The organism is Saccharococcus sp. Marseille-Q5394 (assembly GCF_946901335.1).
Lineage (GTDB): Bacteria > Bacillota > Bacilli > Bacillales_A > Planococcaceae > Sporosarcina > Sporosarcina luteola_C.
Genome location: NZ_CAMPPQ010000001.1, coordinates 781,027 through 807,819 on the forward strand (window position 1 = coordinate 781,027; position 26,793 = coordinate 807,819).

The following is a 26,793-nucleotide window of genomic DNA, read 5'->3' on the forward strand; positions in this document are numbered from 1 at the left end:
CACGGATTTTCAGGGGAGTTTATCGAGCCTAGCTCGATAAAAATTTGGATGCAATTACGCCAAAGCTTAATTGATTTACAAAAAACCGGAAGAGAAAGGTCATTCACCTTTCTCTTCCGGTTTTTCTTTTTGCGGCAATAGTTCTGGGGTACGCTCCAACTGGTCCAGAAAAGACCGTGACTTCAAGCGGACCCCCACTTGTTCATCGTAAACCGTCCGAACAATTTTTTTCATAAATTGTTTCGTCGCCTTCTTCAGATCCAGGGAACCGACTTGCTGGATCGGAACAGTGAAAAATGTGCGTATCAACCTAAGCTGAGTAGGCGTAATTCTTACAAGATAAGGGTCGATTTGGAAGCATCGATGACAAAGGAATCCAATCTCCTGAAACGAGAAAGCGAATTCCCCTTCCGTCGCTCCGCAATTCGCGCATTGATGAAGCACAGGATGGACACCCGCAACAGGCAGCATCTTCCACTCCACAAATAAAGCAATGGCTTCGGGGTCATATTGCTCGTTGATAGCATGCAACGCTTCATGCAACAACCCAAAGACATTTGAGCCTTGTCCCCGATCTTCTGTCAATCGGTCGATGAGTTCCACTATGTAACTGGCATAAGCCGTCGCTTCTAGATTCTCCCTGATATGCCTCATCGAATCAATTGGTTCGCCCTGTTCCAACGTCCCCATTCCGCGCCCCGTTCTAAGAAGATAATATCCGTGTGTAAACGTCTGGGTAACGGCTGCTAAACGACTCGCAGGTTTTTTTGCTCCCCGTGCCATCGCAGTCATTTTTCCCGCCTCTCGTGTATAGAGAGTGACAATTTTGTTCGCTTCGCCGTATGGAATGCTCTTGAGGATGATCCCTTCCCATTTATTCAGCAAGGACATCACTCCTCATTAATATTCGTCTTCGCGGAATCCGAATTCTCTAAGTTGTCCCGGTTTATTGCGCCAATCCTTCTGCACTTTCACCCAGAGCTCCAGGTAAACTTTCGAACCTAATAGCATTTCGATGTCATGCCTTGCCTTCGTTCCGATTTCTTTCAACAGGGCGCCTTTTTTACCTATGACAATCCCTTTTTGAGAATCACGATCGACGATAATAGTGGCTGCCACGTCAACAAGTCCGCGGCTTTCATCCCTTTCGATCTTTTCAATGACGACAGCGACGGAATGCGGAATTTCTTCTCGGGTCAAATGCAGTACTTTTTCCCGTATAAATTCAGAAATAATGAAGCGTTCAGGGTGGTCCGTCACTTGGTCATCCGGATAGTATTTCGGTCCTTCCGGCAAGTACTTGGCCAATGTTTCCATTAATCTTTCGACATTATTGCCATTCAATGCGGATAAGGGAACGACTTCTGCAAAGTCATATTCCTTAGTGTAAGATGTTATTGTCGTCAATAGATCATCTGGATGGACGAGATCGATTTTATTGATCACTAGGAAAACAGGTGTTTCCGTATTCTGCAATAAATCGATGATGAACCTGTCCCCTCCGCCAATCGGTTCATTGGCATTCACCATGAACATGATGACATCGACTTCCTTCAACGTATTTCGTGCCGACTTCACCATGAAATCCCCTAGCTTATGCTTCGGTTTATGAATTCCGGGCGTATCGATGAATACCAGCTGAGAGTTGTCCGTAGTAACAACTCCTTGCACTTTGTTCCTGGTCGTTTGCGGTTTATCACTCATGATTGCAATCTTCTGACCTACAACGCGGTTCAAAAATGTTGATTTGCCAACATTTGGCCGGCCGATGATCGATATGAAGCCTGACTTGAAATTATTGTTGTCCTTCTGCATATTTAAGATCCTCCTTGGAAAACGCACCCGGTAATAATTCCCTTACAGTCGTCTCCAACACTTTACCGTTCAAATTCGTTAAATAGACAGGCATGTCGCTATCGCAGAATTCAGCGATCACTTGTCTGCATGCGCCGCATGGTGAAATCGGGCCTTCCGTATCGCCTGTCACCGCCAATGCCTTGAAGTCAGTGATTCCTTCTGAAACTGCTTTAAAGAATGCGGTCCTTTCCGCACAATTTGTCATGCTATAAGCTGAGTTCTCGATATTGCAGCCATGATACACTTTCCCATCACCGGTTAAAAGCGCCGCTCCGACGGGAAATTTTGAATATGGCACATATGCCTTTTCACGTGCTGTTTTTGCTTCTTCCATCAATTTCACTTTATCCATAATTACACCTCTACGTAAATTTTTATGAGAACCATTTCGGTATGAAAATAATCAGACCAATGATAGCGGAGAAAAATGCGAATATCAAAACGGCTCCTGAAGCAAGATCTTTCGCCTGTCCTGCAAGCGGATGAATCTCTTCCGTAACGAGGTCGATAGTGCGTTCAATCGCCGTATTGATCAATTCCAAAGCGGTAACCCAGCCGAACATAATGAAGATGATGCACCACTCTGTCGCAGTGAGGCCTGTTAAAACACCTGCAGTCGTCACGACAGCAATAGCAAGTACATGGAACCTGAAGTTCCTTTCAGTCTGAAAGCCATGCCGGATCCCCTTGAACGCATAATAAAAGGACTTGAAGAAAGGGTGCATTCCTTACTTACCTTTCAAGGCCGAAAGAAGCGAGGATTTCTTTTTGCCTTCCGAACATCCTCTTTTCATCTTCTTCCGTCATATGGTCATATCCAAGTAGATGGAGGAACCCGTGCAATGCAAGAAAACCGATTTCCCGCTTATTATCATGGCCGTATTCAGCTGACTGACGCGCTGCTGTCTCGATAGAAATGAGAATGTCCCCAAGAACTACCGGCATGCCTTCTTCCTGTACAATTGCGACTTCCCCTTCCGCCATCTCCTCTAATGCAAATGAAATGACATCGGTCGCTTTGTCTTTACCTCTGTATTCAGCATTTATTTTCCTGATTTCATCATCCGTCATGAAAGTGACGGACACTTCAGGATGATCAGATAGCCCCTCCATTGCGGCAGCATGGTTCAATAAACTTTCTACCAGTCGGGTAATATCTTCGGTAACGTTTCCCGTTTCATCATTAAAATAAATATCCAGCATTCTTTCGCCTTCCTTCCGATCAGTCCGGATACTCGATCCGGCTATGAAAAATGCCGTTCAACGTTTCGCAGATGACATTTTCAATCGTTTTTAATTCCTTCATCGACAAGTCGCATTCATCGAATTGCCCATCATTCAGTTTGGAAGTGATAATTGATTTTACCAATTTGGCGATTCTTTCCGGAGTAGGCTCCTTCAATGAACGCACTGCTGCTTCCACACTATCCGCAATTGAAATAATAGCAATTTCTTTCGACTGAGGTTTTGGACCGGGATACCGGAAGTCATCCTCCACTACATCCTGTCCCATTTCCTTCGCCTTTACAAAGAAAAACTTTAAAAAACTTGTTCCATGATGCTGTCTTGCAATATTGATGATTTCAATCGGCATTTTATGCTTGGCAAGCAGGTCAGCCCCGTCATTTGCATGGGCAATAATGATATCACGACTTTTTTCCGGCGGCAATTCATCATGCGGGTTCACAGTGCCATGTTGATTCTCGATGAAAAATCCCGGCCGTATCGTCTTCCCGATATCATGATAATAACTGCCTACCCTCGCCAACAATCCATCCGCGCCTACTGATTCACAAGCAGCATCTGCCAAATTAGCGACCATGACACTATGGTGATATGTACCTGGTGTTTCGGTGAGCACTTTTTTCAATAGCGGATGATTTGGATTTGATAACTCAATCAGCCTCATGTCAGAAAGCAAGCCGAAAGCGGATTCAAAAAAGGGCATCAACCCTATTGTCAAGGCACCCGAAATGACTCCCGAAGCCAATGCGGCAATTAAATAAAATAGCAACTCGGACAGCTCATACGATGATTGTGTCATCAACAAATAGAAACCTATGAAAAGAATATTAGAAGCTGCAACAAAAAGGCTTGTCCGTAATATATTCGATCTTCTTCCATTGTCCCCTAAGACATAGATACTAATGATTGCGCTGAACAAAATATACAGAGCGACTTCCATCTGCATGATTGCGGCGAAACCTTCCTGCAACATAATACCTGCCGTCGAAGCTGTGATGATTGTCAACATGAAAGCAAGTCTTTCATTCGTAAGTAATTTTGCTAGAAGGGGTGCTAGTGCTGTCGGAAATAGAAAAGCGACCTGCACATCGAACTCTCTGTCAATCAAACTGATAAGCTTCATCATGATTACGAGAATGAAAAAGATGGAATAGATGATCAACAATGCTTTCTTTTTCTTGTTATTGTCTTCCTGCCACGTAACAAAATGCATAAAAACAATGATTGATATAAAAATCACATACATGATGAGACCCGCCATAGGTTTGGTGGAGGATTGATTCTTCAATAGCCCAGTCAATTCCAACTGTCTATAAATTTCGGAGTCGATGAATTGTCCTTCCCGCACGATGACTTGTCCTTGTAGGATCCTCGTAGGCTCAACCGCATTTTTTTCTTCTTCAATTCGTTTGTCCGTCAATCCTTTGTTGATTGTTTCCGTTTCGACGACTAATGATCTGCCAAGGGTGATTAGCGTCTGCAGTTCCGCAGGAGGAATTGCTTCGGATAATCGTAGCTTCCTTTCCACTTCGTATCGGACTGTGGACAGATCACCTGTCCGTACAGGTTTGGACAGCTCTTCAGTGATGATACTTGCAATAGCACTCTGGATTTTCTGCAAGACTGGTATATCCCTAGACAACAGGCTCGCAATTGCATCATCGGTCAGACGAAGGCCCGGCTCCTCTTCCTCTAATTTTAAAAACTTTTCCCTTATTTCCTTGATTTGCTCCGCACGTGTTTTCACTACTTTATCTGGATCTTCGACGTCGGGGGTGTTTTGCTGTTTCTCCTCAATGATGAAATCAAATAAGTTAATGGCAATGGCCGCTCTATTCTTTGCAACATCCTCATTGAACTGGTAAAACGGTGTCACTTCGGATTCGATTCTCCGTTTTTCCTGCTCCGTCTTAACAGTGTCTTCAACTGTTTTCAATGATCGAATCGTTTTCGGAGATATTTTGAATTCATGGAGCTCATATGTCTCCTGCTTTACATTGCCGTGCATTAGCGAAAATAATGCGATAGCTGCCAATCCAATGATGAATAATGATAAGTATTTGAATTTCAAGGATTTGAAAAGATTTCTGATCAGTGTAAACATAAACAATCCCCCCTTTCCCTCTTTATCTGATCATCCTATTTTGACATGATGAAAGAGCAGTCATTTTAGGATGACTGCTCACTTTCATATGCTTCGATGATTTTCGCAACAATTGGATGTCGGACGACGTCACCCTGCTCCAAGTATTGAAAATGGATTTCAGAGACATTTTTCAAAATCGCTTCGGAGGCGTTCAACCCTGATTCAACTCCCCGCGGCAAATCGATTTGAGTCTTGTCTCCAGTAATCACCATTTTGGAACCAAATCCGAGACGTGTCAAAAACATTTTCATTTGAGCCTTTGTTGTATTCTGAGCTTCATCAAGGATGACAAATGCATCATCAAGCGTACGCCCCCTCATATACGCCAGGGGAGCGATTTCGATCACTCCGCGCTCCATGAGCCGTTCTGTATGTTCCGCGCCTAGAACGTCGTGCAGGGCATCATAGAGTGGACGCAGGTAAGGATCCACCTTCTCTTTTAGATCGCCCGGCAAGAAGCCAAGACTTTCACCGGCCTCGACGGCAGGTCGCGTTAAAATGATTCTTTTCACGGATCCTGACTTCATTGCTTGAACAGCAAGAACGACTGCAAGGTATGTCTTTCCAGTTCCGGCTGGCCCTATGCAGAAAACAAGGTCATTCTTTCGGATGGCATGGATATATTCACGCTGGCCGATCGTCTTTGCACGAATTGCCTTCCCTTTTGCAGTCCTTGCTATCTCCTCGTCGTATAACTCGGCGAAGTATTCAATCGTTCCGTTTTTCACCATTTCAATTGCAGTGGAAATATCACGTAAATTGATATTGATGCCTTTACGGATCACTTTCAATAATTGCTCAAGGAGAAACTTCCCTGCAATGATATCCTGTTCTTCCCCGGCCAGTGAAATTGTATCACCCCGGGTGAGGATGGAAATACTCATGGACTCTTCAATCAATTTCATATTTTGGTCGGAAATGCCTAGAAGCAGGACGGCCTCGTTCGGCTCTTCGATATGAAGTTGTATCAGTTGTTCGCTCAATAGTTTCAGTCTCCTTGGGATAACGGTCTTTTTATCGCTATATTCTCATTGATTAAAAATAATATTGTCCCCTCAACTGTATCATTTCCAAACGTCAAGTGTAAAATGTTTTCATCTTTTATTATCAGATCGGATTGAGTTTCCGTTAATATTTTGTATTTTAGCAACGGGATGATGACATCTTGCTCCATGCCTTCGGTCAAGTCGAATTGGTCCAGACGATCTTCCCGGTACCTTTCAGTCTGTATGAACGATTGTAGCTTCGGCATTCTTCCATCCATCCATACAATGGGAGATCTCCAATGAATAATCACATTCTCCTCTCCAAGCAGATGGTAATCAACTTTTTTAGGGATCTTAAAAGAATATTCCAACCAAAAATCAGCATACACCGAACCTTCCGCCCCTACAACTGTCTTTTTACTTCCTTGCTCCAGTATGCCTGTCGCCAGCAAATCTCCTTTTTTCACAGTTTGATGTACGCGCGCGACCCTTTCTCCCCTGCTTAATTGAAATCCTGTAATAACCCCCCCAGTGCGTGCGACTAAATCTGAAGGTGGGCCGGATTTTTCAATACTGTCATTCAATTTCGGGGAGAGCATCGGGATAACTGTCAATGTGCTTCCCGACCTTTTAAATCGCACCCAGGAGAGTGATGGATCCTCTACCATGAGCGATCTTCGGATTTCCCCTTCATCCGGAATCAAGTGAAGCGGCCGGAATAAGGTGATCGAAGTCTCCTCCAATTTGTTGCCGATCCGTTCAGATACTTCAGGCACGTCGGTTTCAATTTCAATTTTCCACAGAAATAAGGATGCAATAAGTGGAATGATGCACGCAATAAGAAAACGGAAGGACGTGAATACCCTTTTCTCTACGGTACCTTCATCCGCAGTTTTGATAGTCACTTTCATTTTGAAACGGCGCCTATGTTTCCTAATGACTTGAATTCCTTTTTTATCGGTGCGAAACCGGATTCCTTTTCCTGATTCCATTACTCCGGACATCTTCACGCCGTAGCCTACAAGGAATGACAGGAACCTGGCCGGATCCGTTTTACCGGTGAGGACAACGCTGTACCGTTTATGAATCATAGAAATCCTGTCCATTTTTCATTTCTTTGATAATAACAGCAGTTATCGTTTCAAAAGAGAATACTGCCAACTCTTCCGACAATGTTTCGACGATTAAATCCTCCCCCGTCGCCTCGATGATATGGTCCCCACTTCGGATCACTGCATAGTCAGGTCCCAGTTTCACTAAGGAATAAGGGCCTGTGATCCTGACCGAAACAAATTCTTCAATCGTAACAGATGAGTTCATTTTAAATAATTTTTTCAAGATAAAACCCCCTATCCAAGCCTATGATTTGGATAGGGGGTCAATGATTATTGTTTTGATTTAGGAGGCCCCAAAATTTCAGAGAAGATGATGCCCTTGATCAAGTCTTGTTCACTTGTCGGAATCATCTCGTGATTTTCGACAGATTCTCTCGAAATTACGCTGTCTTGATGGGCCGATAATCGGCCACGATGCGTTTTTTCACGAGTTGATGTCCTATCATGCTTTTCTGCATGAACCGGCACTGTTTTTGCACCGTCCCGTCTTTTCACTTCTTTCACCTCGGAAGGCAGTGAAATGACCTGGGGTGGTTTGCGCTCTAATGACTGCCTGCTCGGAGGCTCATCAATCTCAGTTTGAAATTCTCGTTGGATATCCTTGTACATCTCCTGGGTCATCTCTTTCAGCTTCCGCATTGGGTCAGGAGAACCCGTCTGCGCGGTTGGTTGTCTTCTCTGCGTCTTCGTTGCATCTTCCGGCTTTTTACCTTTGAAGAGCATACTGATGATTCCGAGGACGACAAAAATTAGTATTTCCATCTGTGCATCCCCTTTCCGGGAACTTTATGCTCAAACGTCAATCTTTTGTTGTATCCGGTTTTTGCTGATCTACACCAATTTTACTGATGGATTCCCGCATACCTGTGTCAGCCTGGATATTTTTATAGTTCATATAGTCCATGATGCCAATGTTGCCTGTTCGAAGCGCTTCAGCCATTGCAAGAGGAACTTCAGCCTCTGCTCCGACAACTTTCGCGCGCATCTCTTGGACTTTGGCTTTCATTTCTTGTTCATTCGCCACAGCCATCGCACGTCGCTCTTCCGCTTTCGCTTGGGCAATGTTCTTATCAGCCTGCGCCTGTTCAGTTTGAAGTTCTGCACCGATGTTTTTACCGATATCAACGTCAGCGATATCGATGGATAGGATTTCAAAAGCCGTACCGGAGTCAAGCCCCTTCGACAAGACAGTTTGGGATATCAAATCCGGATTTTCCAAAACTTTTGCATGGTCAATCGATGCACCGATTGTTGAAATGATCCCTTCCCCGACACGCGCTACAATAGTTTCTTCGCCAGCACCACCGACGAGGCGGTCTATGTTGGCACGCACTGTTATTCGAGCTTTCGCTTTCACTTCAATTCCGTTCAACGCAACACCGGCGATGAATGGTGTCTCAATCACTTTCGGGTTAACCGACATTTGTACCGCTTCAAGAACGTCACGCCCGGCAAGATCGATAGCAGCCGCACGCTCAAATGTTAGTTCAATATTCGCACGATGTGCAGCGATCAATGCATTGACAACGCGGTCAACATTACCACCAGCCAAGTAATGACTCTCTAGCTGGTTGATGCCAACATTTAGACCGGCTTTATGAGCCTTGATCAACGGGTTGACGACTCTGCTCGGGATTACCCGGCGGAGACGCATACCGATCAACGTGAAAATGCTTACACGTACACCTGCCGCTAATGCGGATATCCAGAGTGTTACTGGTACAAGTGTGAAAAATACTGACAGAATAATTATGGCTCCGATAATGATTGCTATCGTCACAATCATACCTCCAGTTCCAGCTGCAAAAATTGCTTCCATTATTCATTTTCCCCCTTTTCTTCGAATTCCCGAACGACTATCCGGGATCCTTCAACCTTCACAATGATAACATGTTTCCCTCTATCGATGTAGCTTCCTTGAGAAACGACATCGATCCGCTCACCTTCCATATCTATCGTACCCGAAGGACGGAGTGGCGTGATTGTAACCGCCTTCTTTCCGAGCAATTCAACCCGGTTGATATTCGACACATAACCGCTTTCCGTGTCAGTCGAATCCATCAAGACGACTTTGTTCAGCAAATGCAATTTCCTACCGAAAAACTTCATAATGATCACCATCCCGCTGACGGCCACTGCAATCGCGATCATGACGGAATATGCCATGAACATCGGATTGCCCCCCGCCAAAATGATACTTACAACGATAGCGACCGCTCCAAGAAGGCCAGCTATCCCACCCGCCAAGAAAAATTCAAGTATGACAAGGACAATTCCGATAATGAACAATATCAATGTTTCATACCCGGCTAGACCCGCAATGAGATGTCCGAAAAAGAACAGCAGCAATGATGAGAGCGCCATTGTGCCTGCAACTCCGAAACCTGGCGAATATAGCTCCACCACAAGTCCCAGACCCGCGATCGACAACAGAATTGGCACGACGATCGGATGTGTCACAAACCGTGCGATGCCTTCGGTAAACGTCACATTAGTCTTCACGATTTCAGCATTTTCCAAACCATTCAACTTCAGAACTTCGTGGAAAGAAGTAACGGTCCCATCGCTGTAACCGACTTCTTCTGCTTCGTCTGAGGTAAGCGTCAGTAATTCACCCTTTCCAGCCCGATACTTGGATAAAGGGATGGAAGGTTCGGCCATTGCCTCAGCATACAACGTTTCCCGATTATGTGATTTCGCCGCACTTTTCATTTCCGCCACCCACATGCTGTGAGCTTTGACATCAGCTGCATTGCCTGATGTTTTGATTACTTGCGAGGCGCCCATCACACCGCTTGGAGACATATAGATTTTTTTCGCATATAGCGCAATGAGCGCACCTGCTGAAATCGCCCTGTAATTGACATAGGCGATGATATCCATATCAGTTTCCTGCATTAGCTGCCCGATTTGTCCCGCGGCTTCCGTATGTCCGCCTAGCGTATCGATTTCCAAGAGGATAGCTTTAGCGCCCGCCTCTTCCGCTTCAGCGAAGGATCTCTTCAAATACGCATATAGACCCTTCTCCACAGCTGCGTCAATTTTTACGTGATAGACTTTCTCAGCAGCCGCATCGGACTGAGCAAAAGGGATTGAAATCGCAGATAAGAATAAAATGAACAGGAGAAACTTCCCAATCATTTTACGCATTCGTTCATTCACCTCTTTCTATATAACCAGTATACCTTCTATACGTATTGTATTGTTAAAAGGTTTCAATTTAAACAGTACAAAAACCGGAAGATCCAAAGGATTTTCCGGTTTCATTCATAAACATACTTATTGTTGTTAATATAATATGGACAGATATTAGAATTTACGCTTACGAGCAGCCTCAGACTTCTTTTTACGTTTGACACTTGGCTTCTCATAGAACTCACGCTTTCTTACCTCTTGTATTGTACCACTTTTTGATACAGTACGTTTGAAGCGGCGAAGAGCATCTTCAAGCGATTCATTTTTGCGAACGACAGTTTTCGTCATATCTCTTGTCCCTCCCTCCGAGCACACTTCGAAACAAGGCGTTACTCCTTGTACTAAGAAATTATATCGTACTATCCTCGAGTGGTCAATAAAAAACTTTCAAAATATCTATGCGAAATAGGAAAATTTATTCACCTACCGGCAAGAACCCTATTAATATGCAGAATTGCCTTGCAAACCTTGCATGATCTGCACGCCTGAACTTGCGCCTATTCTTGTGGCGCCCGCATCAATCATCTTTTTCATATCCTCGAAGCTGCGGACTCCTCCTGAAGCTTTCACGCCCATTTCCGGTCCGACGACACCACGCATCAATTTCACGTCTTCCTCGGTAGCACCGCCAGTGGAGAAACCGGTTGATGTTTTGACAAAGTCAGCACCTGCAGCACGTGACAGTTCGCACGCTTTCCTTTTCTCCTGATCAGTAAGTAATGCAGTTTCAATGATCACTTTCACAATCGCTTTGCCTTTCGCCGAATCGACAACAGCAGCAATGTCATTTTTCACAAGTTCATCATCGCCGCTCCGCAACGCTCCGATATTGATGACCATATCGATTTCGCCAGCCCCGTTTTCAATCGCATCTTTCGTTTCAAACGCTTTGACTGCGCTAGTGGATGCACCTAAAGGGAAGCCGATGACTGTGCACACTTTTACAGTCGACCCGTTCAACACCTCTACTGCTGTTTTCACCCATGTCGGATTGACGCATACCGATGCGAATGAATAGGTCTTTGCTTCTTCGCAAAGTCGGATGATTTCCTCTTTTGTCGTATCCGCTTTCAGTAATGTATGGTCGATGTATGCTGCATATTGTTGATTCAAAATAATTCCTCCTCCAGTTGTACGTACCTCATTCATCATAGCAAATAAAGATATTCTTCGCATCAAAAAACAGTTCATCCAACATTGGATAAACCGTTTTTTGTTTGCTTTACGCTAGCACTTCTTCTGCTTCTACTACCCGGACGAATTGACCTTCATTATAAGGATAGCCCGCCTTCGTAATCTTTACTTTTACGATTTTACCGACCATCGACTCATCAGCCGGGAAAACGATTTTCAAATAATTATCTGTATATCCTTCATACAGACCACTATCAGGATCGTGCTTGTATTTCTCTTCCGGTATCACTTCAAGCACTTCGTCTTCAAATTCAGCTGCATATTGCTTCGCTAGTTGATCATTCAACTCGATCAGGCGGTGGACCCGTTCGTTTTTCACTTCTTCATCAATTTGATCTTCCATTCTGGCTGCAGGTGTCCCCGTACGCTTGGAGTATGGGAATACATGCAATTCAGAAAAACGATGGTCCCTGATGAAGTTATACGTTTCCATGAATTCGTCTTCCGTCTCGCCAGGGAAACCGACAATGACGTCGGAAGTGATGGCAAGATGCGGCAACGCTTCCCGTAGACGATTCAGACGCTCAGCGAAGAACTCCATCGTATATTTCCTTCTCATACGTTTCAACACTGTATTGGAACCTGATTGGATCGGAATGTGCAAGTGCCTTACGATCTTCGTCGACTCCCGAAGCACTTCAATGACTTCATCAGTAAGCTGACTGGCTTCAATGGAACTGATCCGCAGTCTTTTCAATCCCTTTACCTGGGTTTCCAGATCGCGCAGCAGTCGTGCTAGATTATACTCTTTCAAATCTTCGCCGTATCCTCCGGTGTGGATCCCCGTCAGAACGATTTCAAGATAACCTGCATCGACCAATTGTTGAGCTTGGCGGATGACTTCTTCAGGGTCTCTAGAGCGCATTAGACCACGGGCCCACGGAATGATACAGAATGTGCAGAAGTTATTGCAACCTTCTTGTATTTTCAATGAAGCTCTAGTGCGGTCTGTAAAAGCGGGTACATCAAGTTCTTCATATACCCGATTCTTCATAATGTTGCGGACCGCATTGATCGGCTGACGTTCGACTTTGAATTCATCTATCAGTCCGAGCAATTTCGTACGGTCCTGTGTACCGACGACAATATCGACTCCTGGAATAGCCATGATTTCAGCCGGGGAAGTCTGTGCATAACAACCCGTGACACAAATGACCGCATCCGGATTACGCCTGATAGCTCTCCGGATGACTTGGCGGCTTTTCTTATCACCGGTATTCGTGACCGTACATGTATTGATAACGTAGACGTCTGCATTTTTTTCAAAATCGGAGCGGTCATATCCGGCGTCCTTGAAAAGTTGCCAGATCGCTTCCGTTTCATAATGATTCACTTTGCAGCCTAATGTATGAAAAGCGACAGAAGACACTAGCTGCTCACCTCTTTCATTCAAATTCGTAAGACATTGCGGACAAAAAATAAAGCGGTGCGGTTTCCGTCCTTAATATACGCGGCCCTAAGGAAACTGAAAGAAAATCCGCAGCGCGCATTTCCTCCGCTTCCTCTCTTGATAATCCGCCTTCAGGACCGAAAACGACTAGTACCGTTTGTTTATGATACACGTTTTTCAGCCTGTCTGCAATCCTGTTCGGATCTATACCTTTTGCATCCTCTTCATCTGCAAAAAAGCGGACATCATAGTTTCGTGACTCTTGTAGCAATTGCTTGAAAGGCATCGGGGTCGATACTTCCGGGATTATCGTCCGGTGACATTGCTCCGCCGCCTCTTTCGCGATTTTTTTAAGCCTATCCACTTTTTTATCGCCTTTTTTTGTATCCCATTTGACAATGGACCGTTTCGCTTCGAATGGAATGATCCTGGACATGCCAAGTTCAGTCCCCTTCTGAACAATCAAATCGAGTTTATCACCTTTAGGCAATCCGCATGCAATTGTCACGCTGACTTGCATTTCATTTGAAGGAAGTTTACCATCCTTCTTTCTTACAGTTACACCCTCAGAGAGTATGTCCGCAATCTCAGAGATAAATGCTTCACCATTATCTACAGCGATTACGAGGTCACCAGCCTCCATCCTCATCACCTTGGCGATATGCTTGCCATCGTCACCTGAAATGAAGGCATTTCCGTCTTCATCAAATGGGGTTTCAAGGAAATAACGCTGCAATAGTTACACGCTCCTCTTTTGAGCGATAATTGCCACCCATTCTTCCATTAAAACGGATTCGATAATTTCGAAGCCCTTGCTTTGGAGATCATCCTTCACAAGGTCACGTTTTTGAGCAATAATTCCCGATACGATGAATAGCCCATCTTCAGGTAGGATGGTGTATGCATCTCCGGAAAACGTCATAATCACTTCCGCCAGGATGTTTGCAACAATTATGGATGCCGGCTCGTTAACGGAATCTAGCAAGTTGCCATGTGTCACTTCAACGACTTCCTCCACTTTATTCAAACTGATATTTTCTTTTGCTGCCTGTACGGCGACCTCATCTAAATCGAGCGCGTGGACATGCGACGCTCCAAGAAGTGCCGCCCCGATCGATAACACTCCCGAACCAGTCCCGACGTCAATGACTGTGTCGCCCTTCTTCACATACTTTTCCAATGCTTGCAGACACATGACTGTCGTAGGGTGAGTCCCTGTTCCAAAAGCCATGCCCGGATCTAGTTCGATGATCAATTCATCGGAATCCACAGGCTCATATACTTCCCACGTAGGAACGATCGTAAATCTTCCTGAGATTTTGACAGGATGGTAATACTTTTTCCAAGCTGTCGCCCAATCCTCTTCATCCACTTCATTCGTCTGCACTTGATTGAGTCCCACATCCAAGCCGTACTCCGTAAGGCCATTGACGGATTCACTGATTTCTTTTACTGTTTCAATCAAAAAACTGTTAACTGGTAAATAGGCTTTTACGATGACCCCTTCGACAGGGAAATCCTCTTTTTTCAGGTCATAGATTTCGCCGAAACGATCTTCATGAATTCGGTCGGGCTCTTCGGAATCCTCGATGATGACCCCGCTCGCCCCTGCTTCATGCAAAATGTTGGCTACGGCCTCGGTCGCCTCATGTGACGTATGGATGGAGATTTCAGACCACTTCAACTACGTTCATCCCTTTCAGTCGCCTTTTATTGTTCTTTTGATTTTATCAAAAAGTGAGCTCGAATACTCATCCGGCGAGTTCCCTTCGATTGATGCGAATTCACGGAGAAGCTCTTTCTGTTTTTCCGTCATTTTTTTAGGGGTAAGTGCCTTGATGATGACGTGTTGATCACCCACTCCATGCCCGTGGACATTTTTGACGCCTTTACCGCGTAATCGGAAATTCGTTCCCGTTTGTGTCCCCGCAGGAATTTTCAATTTCACATTCCCTGTAACAGTAGGCACTTCAATTTCGTCACCAAGCGCCAACTGCGGGAAAGTGAGAGGCACTTCCAAATAGATATCGTCGCCCTCACGGACAAATCGATCATGATCTCTTACTCTGAAGACGATGTACAAGTCTCCAGAAGGACCGCCATTGATGCCTGCTTCCCCTTGGCCCGAAACACGTAATTGTTGACCATCATCCACTCCCGCAGGAATTGTAACTTTAATTTTCTTCCGTTTTGTCACACGGCCTGCACCATGGCAAGTTTCGCATTTATCTGGGATGATCTTGCCGGTTCCTTGACAATGCGGACAAGTCCGGCGATTCACCATCTGACCAAGCGGCGTGTTTTGAGTGATAGAAATTTGTCCCGAGCCTCCGCAATGTGAACATGTATTGACTGGTGTTCCTTTTTTGGCACCAGTTCCACTGCACGTATCACATGTTTCTTCCCTCGGCAATTCAACTTCTGTCTCTTTTCCGAAAACAGCTTCCATGAAATCGATTGTCATGGAGTACTGCAGATCATCGCCTTTCCTTGGTGCATTCGGGTCACGCCGTCTAGTACCTCCGCCAAAGAATGTGCTGAAAATATCTTCGAAACCGAATCCGTCAGCAGACCCTCCACCAAATCCTCCAAAACCTTGGTTGGGATCTGCATGGCCAAATTGGTCGTAATTCGCACGTTTTTTCTCATCGCTCAATGTTTCGAATGCTTCCGTCACTTCTTTAAATTTGTCTTCCGCTCCCGCTTCCTTGTTCAAGTCGGGATGATATTGTTTTGATAATTTCCGGTAGGCTTTCCTGATTTCCTCTTTACTTGCTGTTTTAGGCACGCCAAGTACTTCGTAATAATCACGCTTGCTCATTATTCCACTCTCCCATGAATCATTGACATCTCATTGTACCACGCACAGAAAAAAAGTGACAAAAGTGCAGTTGGCCAAATACAGATCGATCACGTAACAAAAGAAAAAGTCAAAGCCGGAATATCGGACTTTGACTTTTCCGTCAATCGATCGTTCAATTAGTTTTTCTTGTCATCTTCCACTTCTTCAAAGTCGGCATCGACAACACCATCATCCTGCGGTTGGCCGCCAGCTTCAGCAGAGCCGCCTTGCGCTTGAGATTCAGCAGCTGCTTGCTCATATAATTTCATCGTCATTTGCTGAACGATTTCTTCCAAAGCTTCTTTCTTTGTACGCATATCATCTAAATTGCCAGCTTCAATAGCTGTTTTCAATTCTTCTTTTGCTTCCTCGACTTTTTTCACTTCGTCTTCTGATACTTTGCCTTCGAGGTCCTTCAAAGTCTTTTCAGCCATGAAGACGAGCTGATCTGCGTCATTTTTCAAGTCCGCTTCTTCTTTGCGGCGTTTATCCTCTTCGGCATTCGCTTCTGCATCTTTCACCATGCGATCGATTTCATCGTCTGAAAGGCCAGAGCTTGATTGGATTGTGATGTTCTGCTCTTTTTGCGTTCCAAGGTCTTTCGCTTTTACCGTTACGATACCGTTCTTATCAATATCGAATGTAACTTCGATTTGTGGGATTCCGCGTGGTGCCGGCGGGATATCCGTCAATTGGAAACGACCAAGCGTTTTATTGTCGGAAGCCATCGGACGCTCACCTTGCAGCACATGGATGTCAACGGCAGGCTGGTTATCTGCAGCTGTAGAGAACACTTGTGACTTGCTTGTCGGGATTGTCGTATTTCTTTCGATCAATTTTGTAAAGACGCTTCCCATCGTCTCAATTCCTAGAGAAAGCGGTGTAACATCAAGCAAGACGACATCTTTCACGTCTCCGCGAATGATGGAACCTTGAACAGCAGCACCCATTGCTACGACTTCGTCAGGGTTAACTCCTTTGAATGGCTCTTTGCCTGTTTCTTTCTTGATAGCTTCCTGAACAGCAGGGATACGAGTAGATCCACCAACTAGGATGACACGGTCGATTTCAGATGGAGATAAGTCTGCATCTTTCATCGCCTGGCGCGTCGGTACCATGGAGCGCTCCACTAAATCAGCTGTCAATTCGTCGAATTTAGCGCGAGTCAATGAAATTTCAAGGTGGAGCGGACCAGCTTCTCCCGCAGTGATAAACGGCAATGAAATTTGAGTAGATGTTACGCCTGATAGGTCTTTTTTCGCTTTTTCAGCTGCGTCTTTCAAACGTTGCATTGCCATTTTATCTTTTGAAAGGTCAATTGCATTCTCTTTGCGGAATTCTTGCACTAAGTAATCGATGACGACATCGTCGAAGTCATCTCCGCCCAATTTATTGTCACCTGCTGTCGCACGGACTTGGAAGACGCCATCGCCGAGCTCAAGGATTGAAACGTCGAATGTACCGCCGCCAAGGTCGTATACTAGAATTGTTTCATCTTCGTCTGTTTTATCCAGACCGTAAGCCAATGCTGCAGCTGTAGGCTCGTTGATGATTCTTTCGACTTCAAGACCAGCAATTGTTCCTGCATCCTTCGTCGCTTGACGTTGTGCATCATTGAAATAAGCAGGTACTGTAATGACCGCTTTCGTCACTTTTTCACCTAAGTATTCTTCTGCATAACCTTTCATGTACTGAAGGATCATTGCAGAAACTTCTTGAGGAGTGTATTCCTTATCTTCAACTTTCACTTTATAATCGGATCCCATATGTCTTTTTACGGACATGATCGTGTTTGGATTTGTAATGGATTGGCGCTTCGCCACTTCCCCGACTTGACGCTCCCCATTTTTGAATGCAACTACGGATGGAGTTGTACGGTTGCCTTCCGGGTTCGGAATGACTTTCGCCTCTCCACCTTCATATACTGCTACAACTGAGTTTGTTGTACCCAAGTCGATACCGATAATTTTGCTCATTTGAATTCCTCCTAATTTAATGCGTCTACAATTAAACTACTTACTCACTCGTTTACTTTGACCATGGTAGGACGAAGTACACGATCTTTCAACAAATACCCTTTTTGAAGCTCCTCAAGCACGATGCCTGATGACTTTTCGGGGTCATTTCCTGTCATGACGGCCTGATGGAAATTAGGGTCGAACTCCTTGTTCAACGCCTCTATTTCGACCAACCCTTCCCCTTGTAAGGCTTCAAACAGGTTGCGATAGATCATATCCATTCCAGTCATGATAGATTGAGCTTCCTCATTTTTGACTTCGACCGCAAGAGCCCGTTCAAAATTGTCCAATACAGGTAAAATTGATGTCAACAAGCTTTGTGCTTTGTATTTGACAAGCGCTTCCTGATCAAGCGCATTTCTTCTCTTTGCATTTTCAAAGTCTGCCAAGACGCGCAGGAGCTTGTTTTCCTCTTCCTGCAACTTGGACTCCAGCTCGCTGATTGTCTCATCCTTCTCGTCTTGCTCTACAGGGATTTCTTCAGAAGCTTTATCTTCTTCAACAGTACCCTGTGGACCCGTTGCCGCTTCATTGCTCGCTAACGTGTCCAATTCCTCGTTTGCAGTTTCCTGGACGACTTCTTTTTCCACTGCTACCTTTTTATCCGTCACTCGTCGTTCCTCCTATCCAATCCGATGGCCGTTTTCAGTAATGCTTGCGATAAATTCTCACTCAGGATGTCAAGCATCGTAATGACCCTGCCGTAATCCATCCGTTTCGGTCCGATGATCGCTATGGAGCCGGTCATATTACCGCCGGCAGAGTAATTTGCAGTAATCACACTGCAATCTTCCATCGCGTTATGTTTGTTTTCTGAACCGATACGCACATGAATGCCCTTTGAATGATCTTGGAAAAAGTCAAACGCGGGTGCTTCGTTTTCCATCAACTCGAAAAACATCTTCATTTTTTGCAGGTCATTGAATTCCGGCTGTTTCATCATGTTCATTTTGCCGCCGAAATACAGACGTTCTTCAGGCTTGATCGTCATTGCCCTTTGAAATGAAGCGAACAGTTCCCCAGCATGATGGACATGCTGTTCAAAGACCGTCTTCGTCTCATGGGCAAGCTTATTCTGTAGGAAGCTCAATGGCGTTCCCACAAGCCTTTCATTTAAAATATTGACCATTTTTTCAATATCCGAAGCAAGCATGCCTTGCGGTACATCGAAGACCCTGTTCTCCACATGTCCATTATCCGTCACAATGATTGCGACCGCTTTCGTATCATCCAGCGGCACGATTGAAAATCGCTTCACTGAATGCATTGACATGTCCGGCCCTAAAAGTATCGATGTATAATTTGTCAATTCGGATATGATTTTCGCCGAATTCCGTATCAGTTCCTCCGTCTCCAATACCCGATCCTGAAAAACGGAACGTAATTGCATGCTGTCCGCCAATGTCAGCTTTTCGGGTGTCAATAAATGATCGACATAAAAACGGTACCCTTTTTCGGAAGGTACTCTGCCTGATGAAGTATGGGTTTTTTCAAGATAACCCAATTCCTCCAGATCGGCCATATCATTCCGAATGGTGGCGGGACTGTATGGGGCTTCCGGTTTTTTAGATAACTGCCTTGATCCGACAGGTTGGGCGGATTCGATGAAATCGTTAACCGTCAGTTGCAGAATTAGCAATTGTCTGTTTGTCAACATACTCATCACTCCTGTTAGCACTCTTTAATGTCGAGTGCTAATACTACTCATAATTTAACAAAACGATTTGCCAGTGTCAATGAATTACCCCTCGTTCATTTGAGAAATTGCTGGAAGACTTCGTTCCCTCTGAAAACGCCTTTCCGTGTCAGTTTAATACTACCCCCTGATTCGGAAATCAGTCCTTTTCCGGACAATTCTGCGAGAACAATGCCATACTCTTCGGTCAATGATTTACCAAATTTCGATTTGAAGGACTGCAGGGAAACGCCTTCGGATTTGCGCAAGCCTAAAAACATTTCCTCTTCCATCGCTTCGGTACTTGTCACTTCATTTGATTCCATTACGGGTCGCGATCCTGTCTCCATGGATTCCATATACTTTCTGAGAGGTCCGTAATTTGCGTACCTTCGTCCCTTCAAATATCCATGTGCACCTGCACCGATGCCTGCGTACTCGTCATTATCCCAATAAATGAGATTATGGATTGATTCACTCCCAGGCAACGCAAAATTACTTATTTCGTATTGCCGCCTACCTGCTTTAACCATCCGGTCCATGAGCATGGAAAACATCTCTGCCTCGATATCCTCGCCGGGCAACGGCAGCTTGCCTTTATTCATTAAATTATAAAAAACAGTTTTAGGCTCGACGATGAGCGAGTAACCCGAATAATGGGGAAGGTCCAATGATAGAGCTTTATCAATAGTTTCTTCCCATTGTTTGACGGTCTGCTCCGGCAACCCATAAATAAGGTCGATACTTATGTTTTCAAAACCGATCTCGCGTGCGTCGCGAATAACTTTGGTTGGAGTATCCGCGCTATGCGTCCTACCGATCCTTTTCAAAAGTTGCTCGTCGAATGATTGGACGCCTATGCTCAGACGACCTACTCCACCGTTTTTTAGGACGGACAGCTTTCCTCGGGTCAATTCATCTGGATTTGCCTCCGTCGAAAACTCCCGCAATGCACGGACATCGACATGCTGATGGATGATTTCAAGCAATCGGTCTAATTGTTTTTCCGATAATGAAGTCGGTGTACCTCCGCCCAGGAAGACCGTTTCAAGCCCTTCGAATGAATGTCCCTCATTCGCCATAATGGTAAGTTCGTTACCGATCGATTCGATATATTCATCAACTGGTTGATTTTTAAAGAACACTTTATTGAAATCGCAGTAATGGCAAATCTGGTGGCAGAAAGGAATATGAATATACATGCCTCGCATTTAGTTGTGTCCCCTTTCTAGTCAGCAATATCAGTCGAGCAAAAAGGAGCCCAGAGCGGACTCCTTTTGCATGATATCACTCTTCATTAAGCTCCGGGCGCTATTTACTCGCAGACGTCCTTCGCTTTAGTCCTCATCCATTTTCAAAACGGCCATGAATGCTTCTTGTGGGACTTCGACGGATCCGACTTGCTTCATCCGTTTCTTCCCTTCTTTTTGCTTCTCAAGCAACTTTCTTTTACGGGAGATATCTCCGCCGTAACATTTAGCAAGAACGTTTTTACCAATTGACTTGATTGTCGAACGTGCAACGATCTTTTGACCGATCGCAGCCTGGACAGGCACTTCAAACTGTTGACGAGGAATAAGTTTTCTTAGTTTCTCAACAATTGCCTTGCCACGCTCGTAGCTGAAGTCGCGGTGAACGATGAAGCTAAGGGCATCGACTTGCTCACCGTTCAACAGGATGTCCATTTTGACAAGTTTCGATGTTTTATACCCGATCAGTTCGTAATCAAATGACGCGTATCCTTTCGTCCCTGATTTCAGTTGGTCGAAAAAGTCATAGACGATTTCTGCAAGAGGCAATTCGTAGATGATATTTACACGAGATGCATCCAAGTAATCCATCGTAATGAAATTGCCGCGTTTTTGCTGGCATAATTCCATGACGGAACCAACGAATTCGTTCGGCACCATGATTGATGCTTTCACATAAGGTTCTTCGACATGGTCGATTTTTTGTGCATCCGGCATCATGGAAGGGTTGTCGACTTTCAATTCTTTTCCGTCAGTCGTAACAACGTTGTAAATAACACTCGGTGCAGTTGTAATCAAGTCAATTTTGAATTCACGTTCTATACGCTCCTGGATGATCTCCATATGGAGCAGTCCGAGGAATCCGCATCGATATCCGAAGCCCAGTGCCTGCGAAGTCTCCGCTTCATATTCCAAAGCTGAATCGTTCAGCTCAAGTTTCTCGAGCGCTTCACGCAAGTCAACATATTTGGATGAATCAATCGGATATAATCCACAGAATACCATCGGATTCAATCTACGGTAACCAGGAAGCGGTTCGCTAGCCGGATTCTTCGCATTTGTAATCGTGTCTCCAACCCGTGTATCACCGACATTCTTAATCGCTGCCGAAAGGAATCCGACATCACCAACTGATAGTTCATCACGCATGGATATGTTCGGTGTGAACACGCCCGTCTCAATAACTTCGAATTCTTTACCTGTAGCCATCATGCGGATTTTATCACCCGGCTTGACAGTGCCTTCGACAATTCGGATATTGACGATGACACCTTTATATTGATCATAGTGCGAGTCGAAGATCAATGCTTTCAATGGCGCTTGTGGATCACCAGTCGGCGCAGGCACTTTCTCGACAATCTGTTCAAGGATCTCTTCGATGCCGATGCCGGCTTTAGCCGAAGCATGTACTGCTTCGGATGCATCCAACCCGATAACATCTTCAATTTCCTTTTTCACTTTATCCGGGTCTGCAGCAGGCAAATCGATTTTATTAATAATAGGCAAGATTTCCAAATCATTGTCCAAAGCCAAATAAACGTTCGCTAATGTTTGCGCTTCGATTCCTTGAGCTGCATCGACAACAAGCAGCGCCCCTTCACATGCTGCGAGGCTCCTTGACACTTCGTACGTAAAGTCTACGTGCCCCGGAGTATCAATAAGGTGGAATGTGTACACTTCACCATTTTTCGCGGTGTATGATAATTGCACTGCGTTCAATTTAATTGTTATTCCACGTTCGCGTTCCAAATCCATAGAATCCAGTGTCTGTGATTTCATTTCACGCGAGCTTACCGTTTCCGTCTTTTCCAATAGACGATCGGCCAACGTCGATTTCCCGTGATCGATATGGGCAATAATCGAGAAGTTTCTTATGTTTTTTTGACGTGCCAATCTTTCCTCATTATTCATCTGTCAGTTCACTCCTATATAAGCTATTTGCATTATAGCAAATAACTGATAAACATGTTACATTTTCTTATTCCCGCAAATCAAATACCGATAGCATTCATATGACTTATCAATTCTAACAGATGGCAGCGTATTGATAAAGATTGATGGGGATCCGACTGAATATAAATAAGCTCCACGGCAATTTCGCCATGAAGCTTATTTTATCACTTTTCTTCTGCATCATCCGAGTTGCTCAACAGCTCGCTAATGGATTCTGCAATTATGGCAACAGTCCGGTACAACTCATCCTCTGAATTGCCGATTCCGCCAAGTTCAATAAGAATGATATTTGGATGCAAATCTTGATTATACTTCCCATCCACGCCCGCTCCGCCTTTAGAGATGACATTCCTCGTGATGCCTGGTATCCTTTTCTCCATTTCCGTCTTCACTCTATTCGTCATCACTTCATTCTGTTTATAAGAAGGATTATCCAACCCAAGTACGAATGCGACTTTCGCGTACCTTTCCCCTTCATGGACAATTGTCGTCTTGTCGGGACCGACTGCATCGCGATGAATGTCTATGATCAAATCATATTCATTTTCGGAAAGTTGCTTTTTGACAAATGGCCTAATATCGTTATAAGCACGCCCGTGCGGCACAATCTTTTTCAGCGTGTCAGTTTCCACACCGTTCAATTCAAGTAATCCTTTGAGTTTATCTCCCATCTTCATCACATTTTCTGTCTGATGGTTCACCATGATTTTTCCATCGACCGCTTTTGTGATCGGTTTATACGCTTCCGTTGCATGGGTGAAATAAATCAAGACTTTCCCGGCTGTCGTTTCAAGTTCCTTACTGACTTCTGGTTCAGGTTCAGGTTCCGCCTCCACTTTCTCTTCCTCGACGATATTGGAAGCGTAAACGATTATTGCATTTTCCTTGATGATTTTCGAATTAGAGATTTTTGATTCTTCCGGTATAAATTGGATGAGTACCGGGAAAAGGAAAAGAACGAATACGATTACAAGCCATATTTGCATATTTTTCTTCAAGCGACATCCCCCCGTCTTCAACTATATGCACGGGGGAATGGGTCAATGACTCGTTTTAATATCCTCAATCCACTCACTGATCGAATCGGTTAATGTCTCCGCATAAAGAGCGGCCCAAGAGTCAATCTCTTTCGGTGAAATGAATGTATTCAAATCGTGGTTCGATAAAACTTCTTCAAATAATTGCACCCGTTCTTCATGGGGCCATGAAGTCCAATCCCCGAAAATAGGAATTAGTTTCGACCGATCTGCATCCTTATTAGGAGTATGCAACCAATTCCCAACAGACAGTCTTGAGGATGGATGACTTTCCTCCTCGATTTTGGACGCGATATAAGTGAATAACGTATTGATGGCATCCGCAATCAATACTGGTCCATCCACGACAGTCGGGATGCCGATTGCGATGACCGGGATTCCCAACGTTTCTCTGGATAACTCCTTGCGGCTATTCCCCACTCCCGAACCGGGATGAATGCCTGTGTCTGTCATCTGTATTGTTTTGCATAATCTCGAACTGTCCCTGGCTGCCAATGCATCTATGACAATCAGTAGATCAGGTTTGATTTCGTTGACCAACGCATTGACAAAATCAGCTGTTTCAAGCCCCGTTTGAATTGTCACGCCTGGTGCATATACGAATACCTCGCTGCCATCGTCTGAATAATATAGCGGTACAATTTCTTTCAAACGATCCATTGTTAGCGGTCCGACTGCGTCAGGCGTCACTTCCCGGTTCCCTAGGCCAACGAATAGAATTTTTCCGTTTTTCAAATCCGTTATGCCTTCAGTCATCTCTGTCAGTTTGGACTTAAGCATTTCCGCCATCTCCTGAAGGCCTTCACGATCAGTATGCATTAGCGTCGGATTCGTCAGCGTCAAATAGGTGCCCTTTTTCTTGCCAATCCTCTTTTCTCCTTCATCATTGATTTTGACTGATGTCAAAATCACTCTGCCTTTCCGTTGCTCGTCAAATTGTATGCCTTCCGAATCCTGTAATTTCTGCTTCTCTTTTTCTGTCCGATGACGAACCATTTCTTCGTTTTCCACTAGGAGGTCCGTTCGGTAAAAATCGTATTTATCCATTGTCATCACCTCAATATGCAGTTTGCACGTTGTGTCAAGGAAATATTCTTTGCATATTTTTATTGCGTTAAAGCTAGGTTTTTGCTAAAATGTTAATGTTGTAAAGAGATATCCGAATGCTATTATGGAAACACTCTTGCCTTACCTGAAATTGGAGGTGAATGGAATGCCAAACATCAAAGGTGCAATCAAGCGCGTTAAACAAAGTGCAGCAGCAAATGAGCAAAACTCTGCTTACAAAGCAGCAATGCGTACTGCTGTACGTAAAGCTGACACTGCGCTCATCAATAAAGAAGAGAACTCCTCTGAACTTTTGAAAGACGCAGTCAAAAAATTGGATACAGCTGCTCGTAAAGGTCTTATCCACAAAAATACAGCTGCTCGTCAAAAAGCACGTCTTACAAGAAAAGCTTTGTAATTAAAAAAGGCTGTCACTTATGTCGTTCATTCGACAAAGTGGACAGCCTTTTCTATTTTTAAAATTCTTTAATACCGGAATTTCACTTCAGGCGGACGCTTTCCAATCGAACAGCGTAGGGTTCGATTTGCCGTATTTCTGCGCACTTTGCAGAAATTAAGGCAGCCTGCTCGTAACGGCATCCGGCAGGAGTCGCCGCCTTCCGCTTCAATCCTTGCAGCAGCCTAAGAAATCGTACCTACTACTATACTTATAATCAAACCCTTAGTGGCTCCATGAAAAAGATTTCTAGTACTCTTTCCCTTTTGCCGCTTGTTGATTTTAATTGATGGTCAATTTTCGCCAGCTTTTGCAAAATGAGAAGGAGCCTTTCCATTTTGGGGATGCTCCGATTTTCCATTATTAGTTTGACCCGGTATGGATGAACGTTCAACGTTTTTGCAATTTGCTGCTGTTGGTATCCTTTTTTAACTAATGAGGATACATGGATCATCAATCGAATCTGACCTGCAATGAGGGATGTGAGCATGATGGGCTCTTCGCCATTTCGTAAAAGGTCATGGTAAATTGAGATTGTACCCTTCACATTTCCGGTCATATATGCGTCCGTCAGACGGAAGACATCCATTTCGGGCAGGCGAGGTACGAGCATTTCGATGATTTCCCGAGTCACCTCACCAGTTCCATTCATATACATACTGATTTTGGCGATTTCATTGGATAATGTCAAAAGGCTATCTCCAGCCATCTCAACGAGCACTTGCGCAGTTTCAGGGCTGATTTTGACGCCGTTCGTTCCTGCTTCATTTTGGATCCAGGTTGTCAAATCACGTCCGGTAAGTGGCATCGCTTCCACTACGACAGCTTTTTGCTGCATCACCTTCACAATTTTTTTCCGTCCATCCAGTTTTTCATAAGGCGCAACAAACAGGACTACAGCAGTCGGTGATGGACTCGCCAGCCATGATTCAAGCAGTGTGATATTATGTAGGACTTTCTCTTTCGTTTTATCGGACGCCTTCAGGAATGAGGCGTTATTGGCAACAATCAATTTCCTGTCTTCCAAAAAAGGAAGTGTATCTGCCTCTTCAAGAACGACCTCAACTGGCGTTTCGTCCAAATCGAAGCGGACGACAGAAGCTTCATCGATGTCCGGCATCGCCTTCACAATTCGTTTAATTGTTGTATCAATCAAATGCTGTTCGACGCCTGTCAATAAATAAACAGGTTCTATTTTTCCTTCATTTATCTTTTTCCATATCGCGTTGACCACTTGTTTCCCCTCCAGTCACTCACATTGTCCTATTATACATTATCGGTTCATGACTATGAACAATTTGTGTCGAATGTCATAAACCCGGCATATTAAATCGTTTGATATAGATTTTTTTTTCGTTATCATCTATACTATAAAGGAATTAGGAG

At 44.5% G+C, this 26,793-nt stretch carries 27 protein-coding genes; 1 reads left to right on the forward strand and 26 read right to left on the reverse strand.

Features of this window, described 5'->3' with window-relative positions; all coding sequences use genetic code 11:
• Window positions 1-99 precede the first annotated feature (99 nt).
• The 25 genes from recO to gpr all read right to left on the reverse strand — a co-directional run bounded on the left by recO (window position 100) and on the right by gpr (window position 24,950).
• Entirely contained in the window at window positions 100-885 is a 786-nt protein-coding gene (recO, locus tag OC538_RS03940; protein WP_251694378.1) for a DNA repair protein RecO, read from the reverse strand.
• Window positions 886-900: 15 nt separating this feature from the next.
• Entirely contained in the window at window positions 901-1,815 is a 915-nt protein-coding gene (gene era, locus OC538_RS03945; RefSeq protein WP_251694377.1) for a GTPase Era, read from the reverse strand.
• On the reverse strand, window positions 1,796-2,209 hold the full coding sequence (locus OC538_RS03950) for a cytidine deaminase (protein ID WP_251694376.1): 414 nt from the start codon (window positions 2,207-2,209) through the stop codon (window positions 1,796-1,798). The genes era and OC538_RS03950 overlap by 20 nt, the downstream gene beginning before the upstream one ends.
• 22 nt (window positions 2,210-2,231) lie before the next feature.
• On the reverse strand, window positions 2,232-2,582 hold the full coding sequence (locus tag OC538_RS03955; protein WP_251694375.1) for a diacylglycerol kinase family protein: 351 nt from the start codon (window positions 2,580-2,582) through the stop codon (window positions 2,232-2,234).
• A gap of 7 nt (window positions 2,583-2,589) precedes the next feature.
• Window positions 2,590-3,060 (reverse strand): rRNA maturation RNase YbeY, encoded by a 471-nt coding sequence (gene ybeY, locus OC538_RS03960; RefSeq protein ID WP_251694374.1) that lies wholly within the window; start codon window positions 3,058-3,060, stop codon window positions 2,590-2,592.
• 19 nt (window positions 3,061-3,079) lie between these two features.
• Window positions 3,080-5,206 (reverse strand): HD family phosphohydrolase, encoded by a 2,127-nt coding sequence (locus OC538_RS03965; protein WP_251694373.1) that lies wholly within the window; start codon window positions 5,204-5,206, stop codon window positions 3,080-3,082.
• A gap of 65 nt (window positions 5,207-5,271) precedes the next feature.
• Window positions 5,272-6,231 carry a PhoH family protein gene (locus OC538_RS03970; protein ID WP_262173368.1) on the reverse strand — a complete coding sequence of 320 codons (960 nt, stop codon included), beginning with the start codon at window positions 6,229-6,231 and terminating at the stop codon, window positions 5,272-5,274.
• A gap of 5 nt (window positions 6,232-6,236) precedes the next feature.
• The gene (locus OC538_RS03975) at window positions 6,237-7,325 is read right to left on the reverse strand and encodes a sporulation protein YqfD (RefSeq protein ID WP_251694371.1); all 1,089 of its coding nucleotides are present in this window, start codon (window positions 7,323-7,325) and stop codon (window positions 6,237-6,239) included.
• Complete coding sequence (locus OC538_RS03980; RefSeq protein WP_251694370.1) at window positions 7,315-7,572, reverse strand: hypothetical protein; 258 nt, start codon at window positions 7,570-7,572, stop codon at window positions 7,315-7,317. The genes OC538_RS03975 and OC538_RS03980 overlap by 11 nt, the downstream gene beginning before the upstream one ends.
• Before the next feature lie 47 nt (window positions 7,573-7,619).
• A complete protein-coding gene (locus tag OC538_RS03985; protein WP_251694369.1) occupies window positions 7,620-8,111 on the reverse strand; it encodes a hypothetical protein in 492 nt (163 codons plus the stop codon).
• Window positions 8,112-8,148: 37 nt separating this feature from the next.
• The gene (gene floA / locus OC538_RS03990; RefSeq protein ID WP_251695261.1) at window positions 8,149-9,135 is read right to left on the reverse strand and encodes a flotillin-like protein FloA; all 987 of its coding nucleotides are present in this window, start codon (window positions 9,133-9,135) and stop codon (window positions 8,149-8,151) included.
• A gap of 32 nt (window positions 9,136-9,167) precedes the next feature.
• The gene (locus OC538_RS03995; protein ID WP_262173371.1) at window positions 9,168-10,499 is read right to left on the reverse strand and encodes an NfeD family protein; all 1,332 of its coding nucleotides are present in this window, start codon (window positions 10,497-10,499) and stop codon (window positions 9,168-9,170) included.
• Window positions 10,500-10,658: 159 nt separating this feature from the next.
• Entirely contained in the window at window positions 10,659-10,832 is a 174-nt protein-coding gene (rpsU, locus tag OC538_RS04000) for a 30S ribosomal protein S21 (RefSeq protein WP_009496905.1), read from the reverse strand.
• A gap of 153 nt (window positions 10,833-10,985) precedes the next feature.
• Window positions 10,986-11,657, reverse strand: coding sequence for a deoxyribose-phosphate aldolase (gene deoC / locus OC538_RS04005; RefSeq protein ID WP_251694367.1), 672 nt, complete (start codon window positions 11,655-11,657; stop codon window positions 10,986-10,988).
• A gap of 109 nt (window positions 11,658-11,766) precedes the next feature.
• Window positions 11,767-13,107: a tRNA (N(6)-L-threonylcarbamoyladenosine(37)-C(2))-methylthiotransferase MtaB gene (gene mtaB / locus OC538_RS04010; RefSeq protein WP_262173381.1), complete on the reverse strand. Its 1,341-nt coding sequence runs from the start codon at window positions 13,105-13,107 to the stop codon at window positions 11,767-11,769.
• A 16-nt stretch (window positions 13,108-13,123) separates the two neighbouring features.
• Entirely contained in the window at window positions 13,124-13,864 is a 741-nt protein-coding gene (locus OC538_RS04015; RefSeq protein WP_251694365.1) for a 16S rRNA (uracil(1498)-N(3))-methyltransferase, read from the reverse strand.
• 3 nt (window positions 13,865-13,867) lie between these two features.
• A complete protein-coding gene (prmA, locus tag OC538_RS04020) occupies window positions 13,868-14,812 on the reverse strand; it encodes a 50S ribosomal protein L11 methyltransferase (protein ID WP_262173383.1) in 945 nt (314 codons plus the stop codon).
• A 15-nt stretch (window positions 14,813-14,827) separates the two neighbouring features.
• Window positions 14,828-15,949, reverse strand: coding sequence for a molecular chaperone DnaJ (dnaJ, locus tag OC538_RS04025; RefSeq protein WP_251694363.1), 1,122 nt, complete (start codon window positions 15,947-15,949; stop codon window positions 14,828-14,830).
• A 158-nt stretch (window positions 15,950-16,107) separates the two neighbouring features.
• Window positions 16,108-17,946: a molecular chaperone DnaK gene (dnaK, locus tag OC538_RS04030; RefSeq protein ID WP_251694362.1), complete on the reverse strand. Its 1,839-nt coding sequence runs from the start codon at window positions 17,944-17,946 to the stop codon at window positions 16,108-16,110.
• A gap of 44 nt (window positions 17,947-17,990) precedes the next feature.
• A complete protein-coding gene (gene grpE / locus OC538_RS04035; protein ID WP_251694361.1) occupies window positions 17,991-18,599 on the reverse strand; it encodes a nucleotide exchange factor GrpE in 609 nt (202 codons plus the stop codon).
• Window positions 18,596-19,645 (reverse strand): heat-inducible transcriptional repressor HrcA, encoded by a 1,050-nt coding sequence (hrcA, locus tag OC538_RS04040; RefSeq protein ID WP_251694360.1) that lies wholly within the window; start codon window positions 19,643-19,645, stop codon window positions 18,596-18,598. The genes grpE and hrcA overlap by 4 nt, the downstream gene beginning before the upstream one ends.
• A 95-nt stretch (window positions 19,646-19,740) precedes the next feature.
• Window positions 19,741-20,874, reverse strand: coding sequence for a radical SAM family heme chaperone HemW (gene hemW, locus OC538_RS04045; protein WP_262173386.1), 1,134 nt, complete (start codon window positions 20,872-20,874; stop codon window positions 19,741-19,743).
• A gap of 126 nt (window positions 20,875-21,000) precedes the next feature.
• Window positions 21,001-22,824 (reverse strand): translation elongation factor 4, encoded by a 1,824-nt coding sequence (gene lepA / locus OC538_RS04050; RefSeq protein WP_251694358.1) that lies wholly within the window; start codon window positions 22,822-22,824, stop codon window positions 21,001-21,003.
• Between the two features lie 206 nt (window positions 22,825-23,030).
• Window positions 23,031-23,864 carry a stage II sporulation protein P gene (spoIIP, locus tag OC538_RS04055; protein WP_262173388.1) on the reverse strand — a complete coding sequence of 278 codons (834 nt, stop codon included), beginning with the start codon at window positions 23,862-23,864 and terminating at the stop codon, window positions 23,031-23,033.
• 42 nt (window positions 23,865-23,906) lie between these two features.
• A complete protein-coding gene (gene gpr, locus OC538_RS04060; protein WP_251694356.1) occupies window positions 23,907-24,950 on the reverse strand; it encodes a GPR endopeptidase in 1,044 nt (347 codons plus the stop codon).
• A 166-nt stretch (window positions 24,951-25,116) separates the two neighbouring features.
• Between gpr and rpsT the strand changes: the two genes are divergently transcribed.
• Window positions 25,117-25,368, forward strand: coding sequence for a 30S ribosomal protein S20 (rpsT, locus tag OC538_RS04065; protein WP_251694355.1), 252 nt, complete (start codon window positions 25,117-25,119; stop codon window positions 25,366-25,368).
• A 256-nt stretch (window positions 25,369-25,624) separates the two neighbouring features.
• Here rpsT and holA read toward each other — a convergent pair whose 3' ends face one another.
• Window positions 25,625-26,641 (reverse strand): DNA polymerase III subunit delta, encoded by a 1,017-nt coding sequence (gene holA, locus OC538_RS04070; protein WP_262173389.1) that lies wholly within the window; start codon window positions 26,639-26,641, stop codon window positions 25,625-25,627.
• Window positions 26,642-26,793: the final 152 nt, after the last annotated feature.

What these genes read in the sequence shown, in the direction of transcription:
- OC538_RS03975 (WP_251694371.1), bottom strand. Translation starts at nt 7,325, where the DNA reads ATGATTCATAAACGGTACAGCGTTGTCCTCACCGGTAAAACGGATCCG.
- rpsU (WP_009496905.1), bottom strand. Translation starts at nt 10,832, where the DNA reads ATGACGAAAACTGTCGTTCGCAAAAATGAATCGCTTGAAGATGCTCTT.
- ybeY (WP_251694374.1), bottom strand. Translation starts at nt 3,060, where the DNA reads ATGCTGGATATTTATTTTAATGATGAAACGGGAAACGTTACCGAAGAT.
- hrcA (WP_251694360.1), bottom strand. Translation starts at nt 19,645, where the DNA reads ATGTTGACAAACAGACAATTGCTAATTCTGCAACTGACGGTTAACGAT.
- floA (WP_251695261.1), bottom strand. Translation starts at nt 9,135, where the DNA reads ATGATTGTGACGATAGCAATCATTATCGGAGCCATAATTATTCTGTCA.
- OC538_RS03955 (WP_251694375.1), bottom strand. Translation starts at nt 2,582, where the DNA reads ATGCACCCTTTCTTCAAGTCCTTTTATTATGCGTTCAAGGGGATCCGG.
- era (WP_251694377.1), bottom strand. Translation starts at nt 1,815, where the DNA reads ATGCAGAAGGACAACAATAATTTCAAGTCAGGCTTCATATCGATCATC.
- rpsT (WP_251694355.1), top strand. Translation starts at nt 25,117, where the DNA reads ATGCCAAACATCAAAGGTGCAATCAAGCGCGTTAAACAAAGTGCAGCA.
- hemW (WP_262173386.1), bottom strand. Translation starts at nt 20,874, where the DNA reads ATGCGAGGCATGTATATTCATATTCCTTTCTGCCACCAGATTTGCCAT.
- gpr (WP_251694356.1), bottom strand. Translation starts at nt 24,950, where the DNA reads ATGGATAAATACGATTTTTACCGAACGGACCTCCTAGTGGAAAACGAA.
- OC538_RS03985 (WP_251694369.1), bottom strand. Translation starts at nt 8,111, where the DNA reads ATGGAAATACTAATTTTTGTCGTCCTCGGAATCATCAGTATGCTCTTC.
- OC538_RS03995 (WP_262173371.1), bottom strand. Translation starts at nt 10,499, where the DNA reads ATGCGTAAAATGATTGGGAAGTTTCTCCTGTTCATTTTATTCTTATCT.
- dnaK (WP_251694362.1), bottom strand. Translation starts at nt 17,946, where the DNA reads ATGAGCAAAATTATCGGTATCGACTTGGGTACAACAAACTCAGTTGTA.
- OC538_RS03965 (WP_251694373.1), bottom strand. Translation starts at nt 5,206, where the DNA reads ATGTTTACACTGATCAGAAATCTTTTCAAATCCTTGAAATTCAAATAC.
- OC538_RS03950 (WP_251694376.1), bottom strand. Translation starts at nt 2,209, where the DNA reads ATGGATAAAGTGAAATTGATGGAAGAAGCAAAAACAGCACGTGAAAAG.
- dnaJ (WP_251694363.1), bottom strand. Translation starts at nt 15,949, where the DNA reads ATGAGCAAGCGTGATTATTACGAAGTACTTGGCGTGCCTAAAACAGCA.
- lepA (WP_251694358.1), bottom strand. Translation starts at nt 22,824, where the DNA reads ATGAATAATGAGGAAAGATTGGCACGTCAAAAAAACATAAGAAACTTC.